Origin of the sequence: uncultured Phascolarctobacterium sp. (assembly GCF_902463975.1) — a bacterium.
Lineage (GTDB): Bacteria > Bacillota > Negativicutes > Acidaminococcales > Acidaminococcaceae > Phascolarctobacterium_A.
Window position 1 is genome coordinate 1 of sequence record NZ_CABQHJ010000015.1, and the last position, 17476, is coordinate 17476.

13 protein-coding genes and 2 pseudogenes are annotated in these 17476 nt (G+C 48.6%); 7 read left to right on the forward strand and 8 right to left on the reverse strand.

The annotated features are described in order from the left end of the window. Positions 1-99 precede the first annotated feature (99 nt). From RDW05_RS05780 to RDW05_RS05810, 7 genes and pseudogenes are all read right to left on the reverse strand, one after another. Positions 100-1917, reverse strand: a pseudogene (locus RDW05_RS05780) (VirD4-like conjugal transfer protein, CD1115 family). Beyond that, the gene (locus tag RDW05_RS05785) at positions 1914-2384 is read right to left on the reverse strand and encodes a PcfB family protein (protein ID WP_012741698.1); all 471 of its coding nucleotides are present in this window, start codon (positions 2382-2384) and stop codon (positions 1914-1916) included. Before RDW05_RS05785 ends, RDW05_RS05780 begins: the two are co-directional and overlap by 4 nt. A 91-nt stretch (positions 2385-2475) precedes the next feature. Next, positions 2476-3525 carry a hypothetical protein gene (locus RDW05_RS05790; protein ID WP_374111015.1) on the reverse strand — a complete coding sequence of 350 codons (1050 nt, stop codon included), beginning with the start codon at positions 3523-3525 and terminating at the stop codon, positions 2476-2478. Positions 3526-3539: 14 nt separating this feature from the next. Beyond that, positions 3540-4253 carry an antirestriction protein ArdA gene (locus RDW05_RS05795; protein WP_307978176.1) on the reverse strand — a complete coding sequence of 238 codons (714 nt, stop codon included), beginning with the start codon at positions 4251-4253 and terminating at the stop codon, positions 3540-3542. Between the two features lie 4 nt (positions 4254-4257). Then, positions 4258-5331 (reverse strand): DNA cytosine methyltransferase, encoded by a 1074-nt coding sequence (locus RDW05_RS05800; protein WP_307978213.1) that lies wholly within the window; start codon positions 5329-5331, stop codon positions 4258-4260. Then, positions 5318-5674: a hypothetical protein gene (locus tag RDW05_RS05805; RefSeq protein ID WP_307978177.1), complete on the reverse strand. Its 357-nt coding sequence runs from the start codon at positions 5672-5674 to the stop codon at positions 5318-5320. Before RDW05_RS05805 ends, RDW05_RS05800 begins: the two co-directional genes overlap by 14 nt. Positions 5675-5969: 295 nt before the next feature. Then, a complete protein-coding gene (locus RDW05_RS05810; protein WP_374111016.1) occupies positions 5970-7310 on the reverse strand; it encodes a ParB/RepB/Spo0J family partition protein in 1341 nt (446 codons plus the stop codon). Positions 7311-8003: 693 nt separating this feature from the next. Here RDW05_RS05810 and RDW05_RS05815 point away from each other — a divergent pair. Then, positions 8004-9800, forward strand: coding sequence for a DUF262 domain-containing protein (locus RDW05_RS05815; protein ID WP_307978179.1), 1797 nt, complete (start codon positions 8004-8006; stop codon positions 9798-9800). 121 nt (positions 9801-9921) lie between these two features. After that, positions 9922-11625 carry an AAA family ATPase gene (locus RDW05_RS05820; RefSeq protein WP_307978180.1) on the forward strand — a complete coding sequence of 568 codons (1704 nt, stop codon included), beginning with the start codon at positions 9922-9924 and terminating at the stop codon, positions 11623-11625. Between the two features lie 97 nt (positions 11626-11722). On the opposite strand, the gene iadA is transcribed toward RDW05_RS05820, so the two are convergent. After that, the gene (iadA, locus tag RDW05_RS05825) at positions 11723-12892 is read right to left on the reverse strand and encodes a beta-aspartyl-peptidase (protein WP_307978181.1); all 1170 of its coding nucleotides are present in this window, start codon (positions 12890-12892) and stop codon (positions 11723-11725) included. Between the two features lie 171 nt (positions 12893-13063). On the opposite strand from iadA, the gene RDW05_RS05830 reads away from it, so the two are divergent. The 5 genes and pseudogenes from RDW05_RS05830 (at position 13064) to RDW05_RS05850 (ending at position 17443) form a co-directional block, all read left to right on the forward strand. Further along, entirely contained in the window at positions 13064-13480 is a 417-nt protein-coding gene (locus tag RDW05_RS05830; protein WP_307978214.1) for a DUF6508 domain-containing protein, read from the forward strand. 149 nt (positions 13481-13629) lie between these two features. Further along, a complete protein-coding gene (locus RDW05_RS05835) occupies positions 13630-14436 on the forward strand; it encodes an SH3 domain-containing protein (protein WP_307978182.1) in 807 nt (268 codons plus the stop codon). 58 nt (positions 14437-14494) lie between these two features. Further along, positions 14495-15280 carry a hypothetical protein gene (locus tag RDW05_RS05840; protein WP_307978183.1) on the forward strand — a complete coding sequence of 262 codons (786 nt, stop codon included), beginning with the start codon at positions 14495-14497 and terminating at the stop codon, positions 15278-15280. Positions 15281-15461: 181 nt separating this feature from the next. Then, positions 15462-15893 (forward strand): annotated as a pseudogene (locus tag RDW05_RS05845) (peptidylprolyl isomerase); the annotation flags it as partial. A gap of 116 nt (positions 15894-16009) precedes the next feature. Further along, positions 16010-17443 carry a glucose-6-phosphate isomerase gene (locus tag RDW05_RS05850; RefSeq protein ID WP_307978185.1) on the forward strand — a complete coding sequence of 478 codons (1434 nt, stop codon included), beginning with the start codon at positions 16010-16012 and terminating at the stop codon, positions 17441-17443. Positions 17444-17476 lie beyond the last annotated feature (33 nt).

The window sequence follows — 17476 nt, forward strand, 5'->3', positions numbered from 1 at the left end:
ATAAGTGCGAGAGTAAAGCAACATACTTTTTCTCTTACACTTATATGGTACTAAAAAGCCGCCCACATCGGCGGCGCTTCGGGTCATCATGGCCCGAAGTTACACAAACTCGTCGCTGTCCAGATCATCGAAGTTCAACAGGTCAGCTTCTTCGTCCGTGTCAGAGCCGTCCACTTCGTACACCGTGTATTCGTCCTCTGGCTTTAGTCTCAATGGCCGGTGGCGGAACAGGCTTTCCAAGCGGAAGGCGTTTTTCTTTTTATCAAATTCGGCTGTGTACTTGTAATTCGGGTGCTTTTTCAAGTCATACTTCGGGGACAGGAAGGGCGGGAGCCCCCTAAGCTACAAGATACATTTATCCCCGGGCATGGTGGTGATCTCACTGGTGGTCATCAGTTCCCGGCCAAGCCTCTGCATATTCTGGCTGTAACTTTCAGACTGTCCACGGCTTCGGCCCTCGGTCTGCATAGAGATGGTGGCCTTGCCCAGTCAGTTTTCCGAAATATCCTTTAGGGTGGAAGCCTCCCGGCCTCCGAGGAATACGATACTGTCCATGTTGCCCATGATGGTTTCGGAATGGTCTTTGTACAATGCCTTGCACTGGCTCATTGCCTGATAAAAAAGCGTCAGGCTGATCTCACGGGAGCGGATGACGGCCACGATCTTTTCCAGCCCCGGCACCTGTCCGGTATTGGCTGCCTCGTCCCACAGCACCTGCACATGGTAGGGCAGACGCCCGCCATAGGTGTTGTCAGCCCGTTCACACAGAAGGTTGAACATCTGCGAAAAAGCGAGGGCAACCAAAAAGTTGTAGGTGGTGTCCGTGTCGCTGATAAGAAAGAACAGCGCCGATTTTTCATCCCCCAGCTTATCCAGCTCGTCATAAGACATGATCTCCCGAAGCTGGGGAATGTCAAAGGGAGCCAGCCTTGCACCGCAGGAAATCAAGATGCTTTTGGCTGTCTTGCCGCTGGCGAGCTTGTATTTCTTATACTGCCTCACGGCGAAGTGCTGGGGGCTGCGACGTTCCAACCCGTCAAACATATAGTCCAACGCATTTTTGAAGGTTTCGTCATCCTCCCGGACTTCCATGCTGTTTATCATTTCCACCAGCGTATTCATGTTGCGTTCTTCCTCCGGCCCCTCAAAGACGATGTAGGCCACAAGGGCGCAGTACAAGAGGGTTTCAGCTTTAGTCCAGAACTCGTCGCCCTCCTTGCCGTCGCCTTTGGTGTTGGCGATCAGAGCAGTAACGAATTTCAAAACATCGCTTTCCGTCTTGATATAGGCCAGCGGATTGTAGTGCATGGATTTTGAAAAGTCGATACTGTTGAACACCCGCACCCTGTATTTCTCCCGTTGCAGAAACCGCCCGCACTGGTCGAGGGTTCCGCCCTTCGGGTCTACCACCACATACGAGGAATGGGCTTGAAGGAGCTGCGGGGTCAGCCAGAACCTTGTCTTTCCCGAGCCGGACGAGCCGATGATACAGGCGTTCAGGTTGCGGGCGTTGGCGGGGATCTTCGGGCGGGTGTTCATGGTAAGGAACTCCGTCCCGGTCAGAATGACATTGTTCTGAAATTTGGGGTCTACAAACGGCTTTATATCCTCCTTTGTTCCCCAGCGGGCGGTGCCGTACTCCGCATCCCGCCGGAATTTCTTTGCCTGCTTGATTTTGGACTGTATCAGCAGATACATCCAGGCCGAACCGGCTAGGCCCACCAGCAGGTCAATGCCGCCCAGCCCCGGCCAGTAGGTTTCAAAGGCTTTGGGGAAGGTGTCGAGCATCCCCATGAGCTTTGTCCCGAAGTCTGCGCCGGGCGCGATACGGTAGGCCGTCCCGATTTTGGAGAAAAACCAGAACACGAAAAGGTACGACAGGTTGGGGAGCACATATTTTCTGATCTTGTCACTCAACGTCCGTCCTTCACCGCCTCTCTGGTCCGCTGCTTTTCCTTTGCCTGTGTCCTGATCTGCTCCGTGAATTTCCGAAGCTGGCCGAGGATGGAAGCCTTGTCCTGCTCTTTGTTCAGCACCTTTGCGCTGTACTTCTGGAAGGCCGCCGTGATAGCGTCCGCCTGATTGGCTTTGAAAAACAGCAGGTAATGACCGGGGCTCACTTTATGGAAAGCGTAGTCCACATGGAACTCCTTCGCGATCCGGTCAAAATCCTTTGGAGCTCCCACATAGGGCATGGCACTTTTGCCGCCATAGTGGTTCATCAGCTTTTTCACGCTCTGGCGTCCCTGCGGGGTCAGCGCCTTCCGGTGGTGCTTTTGCAGCGCCCGAACCACCTTGCCAAGAGCGGCAGCCAGCACTTTTCCTGTGAGCTTCGTTGTCCTGATCGAAAGGGCAACCGTTTTTTGGTTTACTTCTTCCTGCATAAAACCTCCTTTCCGTCGGGGTTCCCGCTATCCGGGAGGCCCCCGTACAGTCTCGGTGAACAGAAAACCTCGGGCCAATGTGGCCCGAGGCTTACCGCTCGGCATCCCTGCCGGACGGAGCTTTCTTTTCCGGCTCCGTCTGGACTTTTTCGCCCTGTTCCCGCATGGTTTGCAAGATAGAGGGCTTCTTTTGAAGCTGGGAGGGCTTTTCGCCGGACAGCGGCTTGATACATTCCAAGCGGTCAGCCGCCCGGATGGCGTTGTCCGTGAGCTGCCTCTGCCATGCGCCCACGCTGGGAGCCCAGCGGAAACCGTTGCTTTTCAGCTCGGCCCGGGTGTCCGCGTCAGGCTTTCCGTCAAAGAACACCTGCAAGCGGTTGTCCTCCCGGTTCATTTCCACACGGCCCCCATCGAGCTCCCAGCCGGAAAATTCCTGCTGTGCCTGTTTGGAAAGCTGTTCGATACGGGCCTTTACCCGGCGGATCTCCGCATTGTTGTTGGTAAGCTGGTAACTTTCAAAGGGCCTCGGGTCGCTCCGCCAGCTTGACGCCATGCTTGCTTTCAGCTTTTCAATCTGGTCCGGCGACAGCAGCGCACAGCCGTCCAGCTTGCCATGCTTGCGGTAATAGGCGTTGACCTCCTTCATAATGAGCTGGGAGCGTTCCAGCCCGTCCAGCTTCTTCTGGAGCTTTTCAATCGCTGTCGGGTCATCGGCGCTGATCCCGCCCATGCCGGTACTGCATATCTTATCCAGCAGCCCTTGAATATACCGCCATTCCTCCATGTTGCTGTCCCGGGCCCGGTTCTGTTTTTCCTTCTTTCCCACCGGGAAATTGGCAGGTCCGGCGATCATCACAGAGGGAACCCTTGCGTCAATGGCAAAGCCCTGGTTCATGTTTTCGGCCAGCTTGCGGGCGTAGGTGTCTAACAGATGGTCGATCTTCTCATGGTACATGGGGTCCACCCGGGATTTCTGCTGTTCCGCTATGGCGGCGGCCTTGTCCACCATTGCCCGGTATTCCGCCGTTGCGCTCCCTTCCTTGTAGTCGGAAAAGCTGTTCATTTCTTTTGCCCGGCGGGCGGCCCCTTCATTGATAGGGTAATAGTTGATGGTATGCACCTCCTTCATGCTTCGGGCCATGCTGGCCCGAAGTCTTACCGTTCTTCATGGGAAGGCTCCGCCTTGTCCTTTTTCGGAGCGGGCGGGGCTTCTTGAAACCGTTTGAGTGCAGTGAGAATGGAGTGGACAGGCTCGGCCTTTTCAGGATAGGCAAATATCCGGTGTTCCGGCGGAATGTCCTGCGGCCCGTGGTAATACTCCTTGAAGCCCTTCGGGACTGCCGAGACATACCCACCGGGAGCGAATACGCCGCCCTCGTTGATACGCACATCCCGTCCGTATGCCTCATAATCGAAGTAGTTCTGAATATGCTCCGGTATGTCGATAGTCCCAAGCTCGTCGGCGTAAAGACGGCCCAGCCCTTCATCATCAGAAATATCCGGGTAAAAGCGGTACAGGTCAAGGTTCTGCGTCAGGTTTATCAAATCCTTCACGCTCCTTGTGTAGTTTCCCAAGACAAGAGCGGCTTCAAAGGTTTCCAGTCCGCCCTTATCCCGTACTTCCAGCAGGGCGTGGCCCAGCTCGTTCAGCTCGTCGATGTTCTCACATTCGTAGAGATGATCGTAGAGCCCCAGCACATCGCTGTCAAAGCTGGTAAAGAACACTTCGCTGTACCGTTTCCCGTCTATCCCGATTTTGGCAAGGGCGGCCTGCAACTCCTGTGTCGTCGTGGGGAAATGTACCGTTGTCCCTACCTCGATCCCCATTAAGGGGTACAGGGCTGTATTGGTTATATAGGCTTCAAACATGGGCTTATTCTTCCTTTCCGGCCCGGTCAGCCAGCACCTCATAGATCCCGGCCATAATGTAATCGGCGCAAGGGAGGGCAATCGCATTTCCCAGCGCCTTGTAGCGTTGCAGAGGCCGGATCTCCATGCCGTCCGCCCCGTACTTTGTCCAACCCTCCGGCAGCCCCATCAGCCGTTCACTTTCTGTTTCCGTCAGAAAACGGATACAGCCGCCCTCATACCAGAAGGCAAAGGGCGTTACATCACTGGCTAAAAGAGTGGGAAAAGGGTCAGTTGGTAATCCGAAGCTGTTTCGGAAGGCCGTTTCTTCCTGCCTTTTTGCCGCTCCCCGCATACGGAAGCACTGAAAGGGGTGGATGACTGGTATCTGCCGCCCTGTTTCAAAAGAAGCTGTTCGATCTCCTTCGGCGGCGGCCCGCCCGCCCTCTCCACAAGGCGGAGGAAGTGGGAGCATTGGACGGGGCTTAAATAGTATGTCTGCGGCACGTCTGCCTCCAAAATCCGCCACGACGAAAATCCGCTGCCTTCGTGCCAGCCTTCGGGAGCCTGCCCAATACTGGGCGTCAATGAGCCGCCAGCACACGTCAGGCGTTCCCCCTCGCACCATTCCGGCGTTTCCCCATCTTCCCGAAGGAGGCATTGGAACTTCGGTGTTCGAGAAGGCGGATAGGACGGCTATAAAGTCCATCCGGTCATTTGTAGAAAACGCTCCCATGACGTTTTCCCAAACAGCGATAGCTGGATATAGGTTATCAGTAGCATCCCTCATTTCCTGTATGATACGAAACGCCTGATAGAACAGGCTTGATTTTGCCCCGGCAAGGCCGGAGCGGTTGCCGATCAGAGAAAGGTTCTGACAGGGAGAGCCGAAGGTTATCACATGGACCGGCGGGATTTTCCAGCCGTCCACCTTCGTAATATCCCCCAAATGCACCATGTCGGGAAAGTGCCTTTTGGTTATGGAGATGGGCGCTTTTTCAATCTCGCTGGCCCAGACCGGACGGATACCGCACCGGGAAGCAGCCAGAGGGAACACGCCAATCCCGTCGAAAAGGCTCCCCAGCTTAATGTCCGGTATGGCCCGGGGTGCCGTGTCCCTTCACGGCAAGCACCCCTTCCAGCGTTGTCGCCGCAATGCCCAGCCGTCCGGCAACCGCAATATCGTTTTTCACATCCTCGTCCACAGCGCTGCCGCAGACGATCAGGGTGTGGGAGCGCCGCAGCATATCCCGGCGCATATCGATCCCGGCCTTATGTTCCTCGGGAACGCTGTCATTCAAAAACAGCGGCAGATACAAGAGCGGGCAGATCGGGGAAAAGCCCGCCTCATAAGCAAGGCGGCAGTAGTGGACCGCCAGCTCCATATCAACATCCGGCTCACCGCTCCATGCGGCGGTCAGGTATGCTAAAGGTCGTTTCATTGGTTGAACCTCCATTTCTGTTTTGGTTTAGGGAAAAGCAAGGTATCGCCCAACCCCTCCGCCCCTTCCCCCGGGAAGGGGAACGGCTCTGGAGAATTTATATCCCCGTCGCTTGACCGGGAAAAAGCATAACCGGGAGTGCCTCCGGCACCGCCTGCGGCGGCGCTGCCCTTGACTGATTTTCCCGGCTATGCTACGGAATAACTGGCGACGGGGAATAATTTATATCTCCAGAGCTTCGGGGCGCGGGGCAGAGCCCCGCAATCCTCGGGCCATGCTGACCCGAAGTTTGGGCTTACTTTTCCTGTTCGGTTTTCTTCTCCGGCTTTTCGTGTTCCTTCTGCTGACCCTTCCAGTCGTCCAGCAACTTGATGATCTGGTCCTTCATTTCCCTCGGCGTAGTTTCCTTGCCGAAATACTTGCTCAGTTCCGCACCTGTCAAAATCACTTTGTCTACCTCCTTCTTGTCCTCCATCATAATGCCGTCGATCACATCCCCGTTGAGCAGCTTCTTTTCGTCCAACTCACGCATACGCTTTGCCTGCGCCTGTGAAGGCGAGGACTGATGGATGTCAATGGCGACGGCGATATAGTTCTGGTTCTTCTTGCCGATATAGGAAAGCTCCACCGCCGTAGTAAAACCCAGCTTTTTTTCATCCATCAGCTTCATCAGGTCGGGAACCAGTTCATTGAGCCGGATATACCGCTGCACCTGTTTGACAGCCATCTTATTGCGCTCGGCCACAATTTCGTTGGAGCGTTTTCCTGCGTCCTTCGGGTTAATCTGGCCCGAAGTGCGGGAGCCCTGGTGCTTGATAGCCTCAAGCTGCATTTTCAAGGCTTTGGCCCGCTCACTGGGTAGGATTTCTTCACGCTGGTTGAGATTGTCCTCGACCATCTGTGTGATGGCTTCATCATCCGTCAGGTTTCGGACGATACAGGGCATATCCGCATACCCGGCAAGCTCGCTGGCTTTCTGGCGGCGGTGGCCGGACACGATCTCATAGCCGCCATCCTCACGTGGACGGACAATAGCGGGCTGGGTCACGCCCTTGTCCTTAACGCTGGACACCATAGCCCGCATTTCTTCATCATCCCGGACTTCAAAGGGATGGTTCTTGAAGGCGTGGAGCTCGTTCAGCTTGATATAGACGATCTGCTCCTTGCCCCGGCGTGGTGCATCCTTCGGCTTTTCGGGTTCCTTCGGAGTGGGAGCGGTCTGCACCGTTGGAGCCGTTTTTTTCTCCAGTTCCTTTTTGACTGCCTTTTCCGGTTTCTGTGCGGGAGCTTTGGACTTCGGGGCTGCGTCCTTGTCCTTATCTGTTTTCGGGGGACGGCCCCGGCGCTTCAGCTGTTCCGGCTGCTTTTCCGGTTTCTCCACTTTTGCCGGGTCAGACTTTTCTACGCCGGGAGCTGTTGCCCGTTCCTCGGCTTTCTTTTCCTTCATAATTTCAGCGAAGTTATAGACGGAAACCTGCGGGTTCTTTACCTCCGGTTCTGTCTTTTTTTCCGGCTCTGGGGAAACGGAAACCTTCTCCGGCTCTTTTGGGGGATTAGGCGGTGTTTCCTTGCCCGGCCCGCTATCCGTTACCGGCTGTTCCGGCGTTTTTGTGGTTTTATCATCTGCCATAAGCATTTACCTCCTGTTTTTGGGCATGAAAAAAGGGGCTCAACTTTTCAGTCAAGCCCCCGTGGGAAGTTCCTCCTTTCTCCGCCATGATACAAAAATACCGCCCGTAGTCTCGTTTGGGCGGTACTTTGTGTAAGATTGGCAGTCCATTATTAAGTTTTTTATTATATTCCCTTTGTACACCGTTGCAAGAAATTCTTTTGTAATAGGATATCCAGAGCTTTCACTTATTGCAGAATCAATTCCATAATAAGGGCATAGAGCAGTGTGACCATTATCCCAATAGAGCCATTCTTTGATTTCGGATGAGTGAAATATGTCTAGGCAGTAAAAACAGCCGCATTTAGAATCTTGTTCAAGCATTTATTTATGATTAGAGCTAAATAGGTGAGCGTTAATATAATCTGCTTCATTGGGATTAATGTTGAAAAAGCTTTCTTTTTCTTCTCTAGTTAGATGATAATCTTGGTAATACTTAGACATTACTGGCCACCTGCCTCTCTTATTTTTCTATTCTTATTATACTTTTTTGGCCGGAGTTGCAATATCGCGAGAAAATAATCCTTGAAGGAGCAGAGATCGATAGAAAGAAATATATTGAAGAGTGCTTTGAGTTATGGGAAATATGATATAATATTGAAAACGACAGATATCAAAACATGACGAATTTTTAAAGTATTTTTTTGATGGGGTGTAACCATGGCTAGATATGAAGTTAACAATTATGCGGTAGAAACATTGCTTGGAAATATAAAAACCGGTGAAATAGCTATACCAGAGATGCAGAGACCATTTGTGTGGGATGCATCGAAGGTACGCGATTTGTTGGATTCATTATATAAAGGGTTTCCCGTTGGATATATTATTGTTTGGCAAAATCCGAAGGTAAAGCTAAAGGATGGGACAACTTCTATCGGAAAGAAGGTTCTTATTGATGGTCAGCAACGTATAACTGCGCTTGCAGCAGCTATTGTGGGGAAGAATGTCCTTGATGATCATTATAAATGGAAACGTATTATTATAGCATTCAATCCATTAGAGGAAAAGTTTGAAGTATCTAATTCTGCTAATCAAAAAAGTAGCAAATGGATTTCTGATGTTGCTGATGTATTTAAGGTGAGTTTTGATCCTTTCAATTTCGTGAATGAATATTGCAGAATTAATGATATTCCAGATCAAGGTTCTAGGGTAAGTGCAGTTATAACTAAACTTCGTTCAATGCAGGCAAATGCTTTGGGCGTTATTAGTTTGAATGAGGATTTGGATATTGATAGCGTAACAGATATTTTTATTCGTATAAATTCCAAAGGTGTCGTATTATCGCAGGCGGATTTTGCTATGTCTAAGATTTCGTCTAACGAAGTATATGGCGGAAATATTACGAGAAAAACGATTGATTACTTTTGCCATTTATTGGAATTGCCAGAGGACTTAAAAGATATTAGCGCGAACGATGCAGAATTTGCTTCTAGGCCGGAATTTGCTGCAATCAAGTGGGCTGCTGGAAAAGTTAAGCCGATTTACAAAACATCCTATACTGATATTTTGCGTGTAGCTTTTACATATAAGTTTAAAAGAGGTAGGTTAGCGGATTTAGTAAGTTTGCTGTCTGGCCGTGACTTCGAAACACGTGAATTCAAAATTGAAATTGAAGAGGAGTCATTCGCTAAATTGCATGATGCTGTACTACATACTATCAATCAAACAAATTATGAACGATTTCTAATGATTGTCGAGTCTGCCGGTATAGTAAAACGCTCTTTGATACGTTCGCAAAATGTATTGAATTTTGGTTATGCACTTTATTTGGCGTTGAGAGAACGTAAGGTAGAAGGTAGTAAGATAGAAAAGATTGTACGGCGTTGGATTGTGCTATCAATTTTGACAGGACGCTATTCAGGATCGCCGGAATCTATGTTTGACTATGATATCAAGAGATTCTTTGCATACGATGATCCGGCAGAGTATTTGGAAGTAACTGAAGCTGGTGATTTATCAGATGCTTTTTGGAATGTAACGCTTTTACAAAAATTGGATACATCTGTGGTAAGCAGTCCATATTTTAATATTTTCTTAGCAGCTCAAGCGAAAGAGCATGATAAGGGGTTCTTATCTGAACATATTGAAGTAGAAAGTATGCTGGAAAATCGTGGCGATATTCATCACCTTTTTCCTAAGAAGTACCTAACTAAAAACGGGCTGGCGAAGAGTATGTATAATCAAATTGCTAATTATGTATTTCTTCAGCAAGATATTAACATTAAGATTAGAGATGATGCTCCATGCTGCTATATGGAAGAGGTTTTAAATCAGTGTGAGACTAAAAATCCAGTTTATGGCGCTATTGTTGATAAGCAGATTCTCATGGAAAATCTTCAACAGAATTGTATTCCTGAAGGTTTTGCTAGTATGGACATTTCCAAGTATCAGGATTTTTTGGTTGAGAGAAGAAAATTGATGGCTGAAAAGATTCACAATTATTATATTGGGTTATGATGGGTAAATGTTGTGCAGTGACAAAATATATTGCCGTATTGGAGAATAACAATATTGGTAACAAGATTGCAGGCGATTAATGAAGAGTAGAATAATTAAGCAGAAGGGAGCGTGTTATGTAATGACTAAGCAATTAAAGCTGCCTGTAGGCATAGACAGCTTTGAGGAAATCCGCAAAAGTGAATTTTATTATGTTGATAAAACAAAGCTTGTTGAGCAGCTTTTGGAGAACTGGGGAGCAGTAAACCTTTTTACCAGACCACGTCGCTTCGGCAAGACTCTAAATATGAGCATGCTCAAATATTTTTTTGAAATAGGCACGGACAGAACTCTGTTTGATGGACTTTATATAGCTGAAAAACAGCCGCTTTGCGAGCAGTATCTGGGGAAATTCCCTGTGCTGTTTATTTCGCTCAAGGGGGTTGACGGCGAGAGCTTTGAGCAAGCAAGCTATGCATTTACTAACATTGTTGCCAATGAGGCCAGACGCTTCGCTTTTTTGCTTGCTAGTGACAAGCTTACCGAAAAGGATAAGGATGAATACCGTGCACTGATTGCTATGCGTGAGGGAATATACACTATGGATGAAAAAATCCTTGTCACCTCTTTGCAAAAGCTGTCAGAACTTTTGTGTAAGCATTATGCTAAGCAGGCTATCCTTCTTATTGATGAATACGATGTTCCTTTGGATAAGGCCTTTCAAAATGGCTATTACCGGGAAATGGTTACGCTGCTCAGAGGCATATTTGGCAATGCGTTAAAAAGTAATCCTTTTTTGAAGTTTTCTGTTTTGACAGGCTGTCTGCGCGTATCGAAGGAAAGCATTTTCACCGGCATGAATAATTTTAAGGTGCTTTCTATAACTGATCCGCGTTTTGATGAACAGTTTGGTTTTACTGAAGATGAGGTGAGCCAGCTGCTTACTGCCTATCATTTGGAGGAGCATTTACCGGAAATCAAGGAATGGTATGACGGGTACCGCTTTGGCGATGCTGATGTATATTGCCCTTGGGATGTAATCAATTACGTGGATTTGCTGCGCTATGATGCTCAGTCAAAGCCACAGGCTTACTGGATTAACACCAGCAGTAATGCTTTAGTGAAGCGTTTTGTGGATAAGGCAGATAAATCAACGAGGGATGAGCTGGAGCGTCTTGTTGCAGGCGAGCAGATAGAAAAGCATTTGCGTCTTGATTTGACATATGATGAGATTGATAATAGTATCGAGAATCTTTGGAGCGTTTTGTTTACGACTGGTTATCTGACTCAGGCAGGCATGACGGAGGATGGTGCTTATAAGCTTATTATCCCTAACGCGGAGGTTAGAGAGGTTTATAAGCTGCAAATACAGGACTGGTTTAAGCGCATTGTTTTTGCCAATACGGAGCAGCTGGAGCTTTTTTGGCAGGCTTTAGCAAAAGGTGATGCCAAGGCAGCAGAAAGATATTTAAACAAGACTTTGAGTAATACTATCAGCCTTTTTGATATCAAAGGACAAACGAAGGATAAGGAAAACAGCTATCACTTATTTTTGGCAGGCTTGCTTATCGGTAATGCTGAGTGGCTGGTGCGTTCTAATAGGGAAGCAGGCGATGGCTTTGCTGATATAATAGTAGAAACCGATGATCCTGATGCCGGACTTGTTATTGAGCTGAAGAGCGTTAGCGGGATTACGGAGCTGGACGGCGCGTGCGCGAGAGCTTTGCAGCAGATACATGAGCGCCATTATTACGAATATTTGCGTGATGAGGGACGCGAGGATATTTGGGCCTATGGCATTGCCTTTTATAAGAAAAGGTGCAGGGTTATGGCAGAGAGGATATAAGCTTCTAAAACCATAGTTTTCCAAAAAAATTAAGGATTCCGCAGCTTACCTGATGCAGGTAGTCTGGCGGAATCCTTTTTTTCAACTCACACTCTTTTTATTTTTCAAAGGTTCCTTTTACAAGTGCTTCACCTGCTGCCACCATAATCTGACCTTTGGCAATTACAGTATCTACGTCATAGGTGTCACTGTAAATAATCAGGTCAGCATCACTGTCAGGCTGCAGGCAGCCCTTTTGCGGATATAAGCCGTTCGCCTGCGCTGGATTGCTGCTGACAACCTTAGTCACAACCTCCAAGGGAACGCCTGCAAGCAGTGCGTCCTTAACCTCCTCCTGGAAGGAATCCGGCGATACAGCAAGCTGCTTTTGCCTGCCGTCAGCAAGCGTTACGCTCATGCAGCCGTTAGCATCTGAGCTCATGGTGATTCTGTCCAGTGGCACGCCTTCTTCGTAAAGAATTTTGATAGCGTCACTGGGCTTGACACAGGCAGGGAAGCCATCCTGCTCCCTGATGCCGGAGGTGATATCCACATAACCACCTAAGCGGGCAAACTCCTTGGCCTGCTCAAAAAGATGGAAAGCGCGGTTGACGTGGGTAGGAATAAAATGACGGGCAGGGATTTCCGTTTCCTTGACAATTGCCAGCAGAACATCCATGCCACGCTTGCCTACGCCCATGTGGAACTGCACAACACCGGCTTTGCCGGAAAGCATGCCGCCCAGACGAGCCTGTGTAAGCACCTTTTCCAGCTCCTCGCGTGTAGGCTGCGAGCTTCTGTGGTCGGATAAGGCAACCTCGCCGATGCCAAGGCATTCGTTAATCAGGATGATGTCGCGGCGCACATCACCGGTCATGTTATGCAGAGGAATTTCGTAGGAGCCGGTGAGCATGTAAGCGGTGATGCCTTCATGCGTCAGACCTCTGGCCTTCGCCAGCAGGCTTTCGTTGTGTCTGGAGGTGCCGTCTGTACCCAAAACGCCTACTACGGTTGTAATGCCAACCTTCGTCAGCTCGCTGAGGTTGATTTCCGGCGTACGGCTGTAGGGACCGGATTCACCGCCGCCGCCGATGATGTGTACGTGCTGGTCAACATAACCGGGGACTGCCTTGCGCTCTTGGGCGTCAAGGATTTGGCAGTCCAGGCCTTGCGGTGCTGTGAGCTGTTGGCCTATTTTGGCGATTTTATCATTGATGATCAGGAGATCGACAATTCCGAGGGGTTGCGGAGCGTAGACGTCCGCATTTTTAATGAGTAAGCATTTCATGTGAGGATTCTCCGTTTCTGAAAAATTATTTATGCTTTAATTATACACTGAATTGTTGAAAATAGCACTTGGGGGAAGAAAGTTTTTGGGTTTCACTGGTATAATAGAGATAATGAAAATGAATTTTCGTGTTATGATAGTGTGGAGAGATTGGAAGAGGGTTAAAGTGTGATGAAAAAATACTCTGCGTTGACAAGATATATCAATCTTTTGGAAAATGATAATGTTGGTGAATGGATTGTTGATAAGGAAAATGATGGGTCTTCGGAAAGACCGATGCACTTTCCTTTCGTCAGTTATTCTATAGCGGTTCATATGTTGGAAGATGATATCTATAAATTTGCCCAAGAAAGTGATGAAATAGTACCGAGTAAATATGCAAAAATTCTTCAGGCTAATGGCATAGAATGGAATTATGATTCCATGATAAAAGCCGATGCTTCTGTATTAGATGCTCAATGTATATTGGCTTTACTGATAGCTTCTTGTAGGGCAGAGCGCTTTTGTGATGGTGTGTTATTAGGCTTTATCAAAAGTGGCGCTGTTATAAGATGGTTGAAACGTTTGCAGAAGCTTGATGAAGCATAAGAAGATTTCCCTTCCTCCCCCAAAAATTTTCCCCACGTGCCCTACCCGAATTTATGCATTCGGGTGGGGCGTTTTGCTTATTTTCACGCTACAATATAATCAGAAAACAACAGCCGGGAGCGCAGACGGCAGGAATAGGAGGGATTAATATGCAAAAGAAATTATTCTTAAGCGCAGCGCTTGGATTGGCAATGTTTGCCAACACTGCCTTTGCCGAGGTTAACACAGCTTATTTAGCCAACGAGCTCAGGTCTTATCCCGGTTGGCCGCTGGAGGTATATTGCAACGCAACTGATGTTAATGTCAGAACACAGCCTAACACCGATTGTGATGTTATCACCATGCTGCAAAAGGGAGATAAATTTTATGTAAGCAGAGTTGTAGATGTAGTAAACAGTGAATACAAATGGCTTCTTGGAACTACTGAAAAGGGCCATGTTGGTTTTATGGCAAGCAAATATCTTGATACAACCCCGCAAGCTGCCAGCGCAGCAGGACGCTTTAATGCTGCCCTTGAAGCAGATTGGATTATGGATCCCGAGATTTTTGCTTCAGGTGCCTATTACCCGGGGCCTGTGGAGCAGAATAAGGACGATACTATCTCCTATGCCGATAAGAAGCTGCAGGTCGGACCGCGCTTGTTCTATATAGATTCGTCAAAAAACAGAGTTAGTGAGGTGAAAATCAATAAGCTTCATGGCATGATGGCAGGCTATGCTGTCGGCCAGCTGCTTAATACTGACGGACAGATTCATTTAGACGGTTACCTGAAAATGAACGGCTGGGAGGACGATCCTATGGGTGTGGGCATTTCGGATACGCATCATATGATCGGTTGGGTAAAATATGCATACAACGCAAGGGGGCAAAAATGCCTGCATAAGAGCTTTTATGTAAAGTTGGATGCTCGTGATGTGATTTCGGAAATTATTTACTGCGAGCATGACGTTCATTAAGCAAAGTAAAGGACAAAGCAATTTTTTGCTAAAGCATCTTTTGACAGGAGGTGGCGTAATGAAGCGGAAGCTGTTTAAGAGCATGTGTCTGGCAATGCTTCTGGTGGCGTTTGCCGGCTACGGTGCGAAGGAAAATACCGTATTACCGCAGATGAATTTGCTTAAGGTGGAGGCCGCTGCCAAAGCTGTACCGCTCTATGAGCAGAAATATGCTGAGGTTGTGGACGGCGTTTATGAATTTATCGCTGACGGTAGGAGTGATAACCTGCCGGAGCAGGGAAAAACAGGCATCTGCGAGGTGCGGGATTTCGCCAGCCGGGAGGCAGCCCTGCAGCAGCTTGGCTACACACTGCAGGATATCAGCGGCGACGGTGTTCCGGAGCTGCTTATCGGTTGGATTAGCCAAAAACGCGGCGCGGGGCATTACGGTAAGGAGATTTATGCGATTTACACCTTTGCGGACGACAGAGTGAAATACGTTGCGGAGGGCTGGAGCCGTAGCAGTCTGCAGCTTATGGCAAATGACAATCTGGTGACACGAGGTGGCACCGGCATTTCGCATCAGGTGCTTGCTGTGGAGCATTTGCAGCCTGACGGCAACCTCGGATGCTATGAGCTTTATTTTACCTGGGCGAAGGATGACGGCCTTTGCGTTTACCGCAACATGAACTGTAGAAGTGAGGCAGATGCTGCGCAGAAAACAGATATGACTGTGGAAGAGTTCAATGAAATGAGGTCTGAATACGCTAATTACAGTGTTGAAATTGAATATTTGCCGTTGAAGGACTTTAAAAAGCAGGGCTTTAAGGGCTTGATGAGGCAGTATCCTTCTGCAGGAAGGTGAATAAAAGGGCTGATGTTATGAGCCTGAAATATGATGGCAGTCGGAATTTAACCGGCTGCCGTTTTTTTGAGGTGAAATAAGGCGAATTTTATAGTATAATATACATAACTGTAACTGATATACGCTTATACCGGCTTTATATCAAATATTTTTATGAGGTGAATTAATAATGAGCAATGAATTAACCGGACGTAATGTAGGAAAAACCTGTCGTGTACACTATAAAGGTACCTTTAATGACGGCAAGCAATTTGATTCCTCCTATGACCGCGGCGAGCCGCTGGAATTTGTTTGCGGCGCAGGCCAGATGATTAAAGGCTTTGATGCAGCTGTTGCTGACCTGGAGGTCGGCGCTGAGGTTGACATCCATCTGCTGCCGGCAGAAGCATATGGCGAGGCTGACCCGCAGGCTATTTTCACCATGCCGATTGCCCAGCTGCCGGGTTCAGAAAAGCTGACCGTTGGTCAGAGAGTTTACCTGCAGAACCAATTTGGTCAGCCCGTACCTGTACTGGTAACCGAAAAGGATGATACCAATATCACCTTTGATGCTAACCATGAAATGGCTGGTAAGGAACTGAACTTCCATATTGAGCTGGTAGAGGTAAAATAAAGCTTCAGTCTTGTTTGCAACAAAATATTACTTGCTCTTATAGTCTATGGAATTTGCACCTATAATATGTTATAATAATATATTATAGGTGCAACTAATATTTGGGAGTGTATATTTTGGAATATAAAATTGTTATGCCCAGTGGTATTGTTTTTGACTTCAGCAATATGGTTGGAGCGGGCAGACTGCAAGCGCAGGAAGTGGAGCAGGCACTGCAGCAGCAGGGAGCCGCAGCCGAAAAGGCTGTGTGCGAGCTGCGAAGTACCGGTTTTTCCAAGAAGCATTTATCTAAGGACGGCACGCCGGAGCATGTTTACTTTCCGCGGATGCCATATATTGCTGACGGCAACCCCAATACGGAGCAGTCGATTATTAAGCTGATGCGCTACAGCAAGCATCTGCGCAGTAAGGATGTCGTAATCTTTTTGGGCGTTGGCGGCTCCTACCTGGGCAACAAGGTGCTGTTTGATGCCTTTGGCGGTTATCATTGGAATACCAGTGCAACACTGCGCCAAGGCCAGCCCTGCATTTATTTTTCCGGCAACAATCTTGACCCGGTGGACTGCAATTCACTGCTGTTCAAGATGCGCCGTATGGCTGGAGTAAGTGCGCAAGAAGGCAAGAAGCTAAAGATTATGCTGGTGCCGATTTCTAAATCCGGTACTACGCTGGAAACAATTTCTGCCTTTACGTATTTCTATGCTAATCTGTCTCAAAACGCAGATATCGACCTTGACTGCACGGTAGTTACTGATTTAAAGGCTCCGGTGGAAAATGCGCCGCTTTTGCAGCTGGCGGAAAAATTTGGCTGGGAGCGCTTTGATATTAAGGAAGGTATCGGCGGACGCTTCAGCATTATGACGGACCCGGGACTTGTTACAATGGCTGCCCTGGGCGGTGATATCGAGGAGTTTTTGCGCGGTGCGCGTGATATGGATATCTATTGCCAGCAGGCGAAGCCTGCGGAAAACCCGGCGCTTCTCAATGCTTTACTGAAATTCATGGCCTATGAGCGCGGACGTGATATTGAAGTGTTCATGCCGTACAGCATGCGCCTGAAATCTTTGAGCGAATGGTATGTGCAGCTGCTGGCGGAATCGCTTGGCAAGCGCTGCAATCGTGAGGGTGTAACTGTTCACTACGGCAGAACGCCGATTGTTGCTGTCGGCACAACGGATATGCATGCACAGACACAGCAGCATCAGGACGGTCGTCTGAATAAGGTGGTGCAGTTCCTGGAGGTTGCCAATCCTGAGGTTGAGGCAGTTTTGCATAATCCCTTTGCCGATGTACCGTTCTTCGATAAATACGAGGGCTTGGATATGGCGAAGGCGCTCAAGGCGGCGCTGAATGCCAATGAAGCGGCGCTGACGGGGGATAACCGTTACAATGCGCGCTTTACGCTGCCGAAGCTGAATGAATATTATCTTGGTCAGCTGATGTACTTTTTGATGCTGACGATTGCCTACGAGGGCGAGCTGGCGGATGTGGATGCATTTGACCAGCCCGGCGTTGAGGTATATAAGAAATTAATGAAGGCTCAGCTGTAAATTTTAAAAGAAAAAAATTAGACGTTGTGTGCT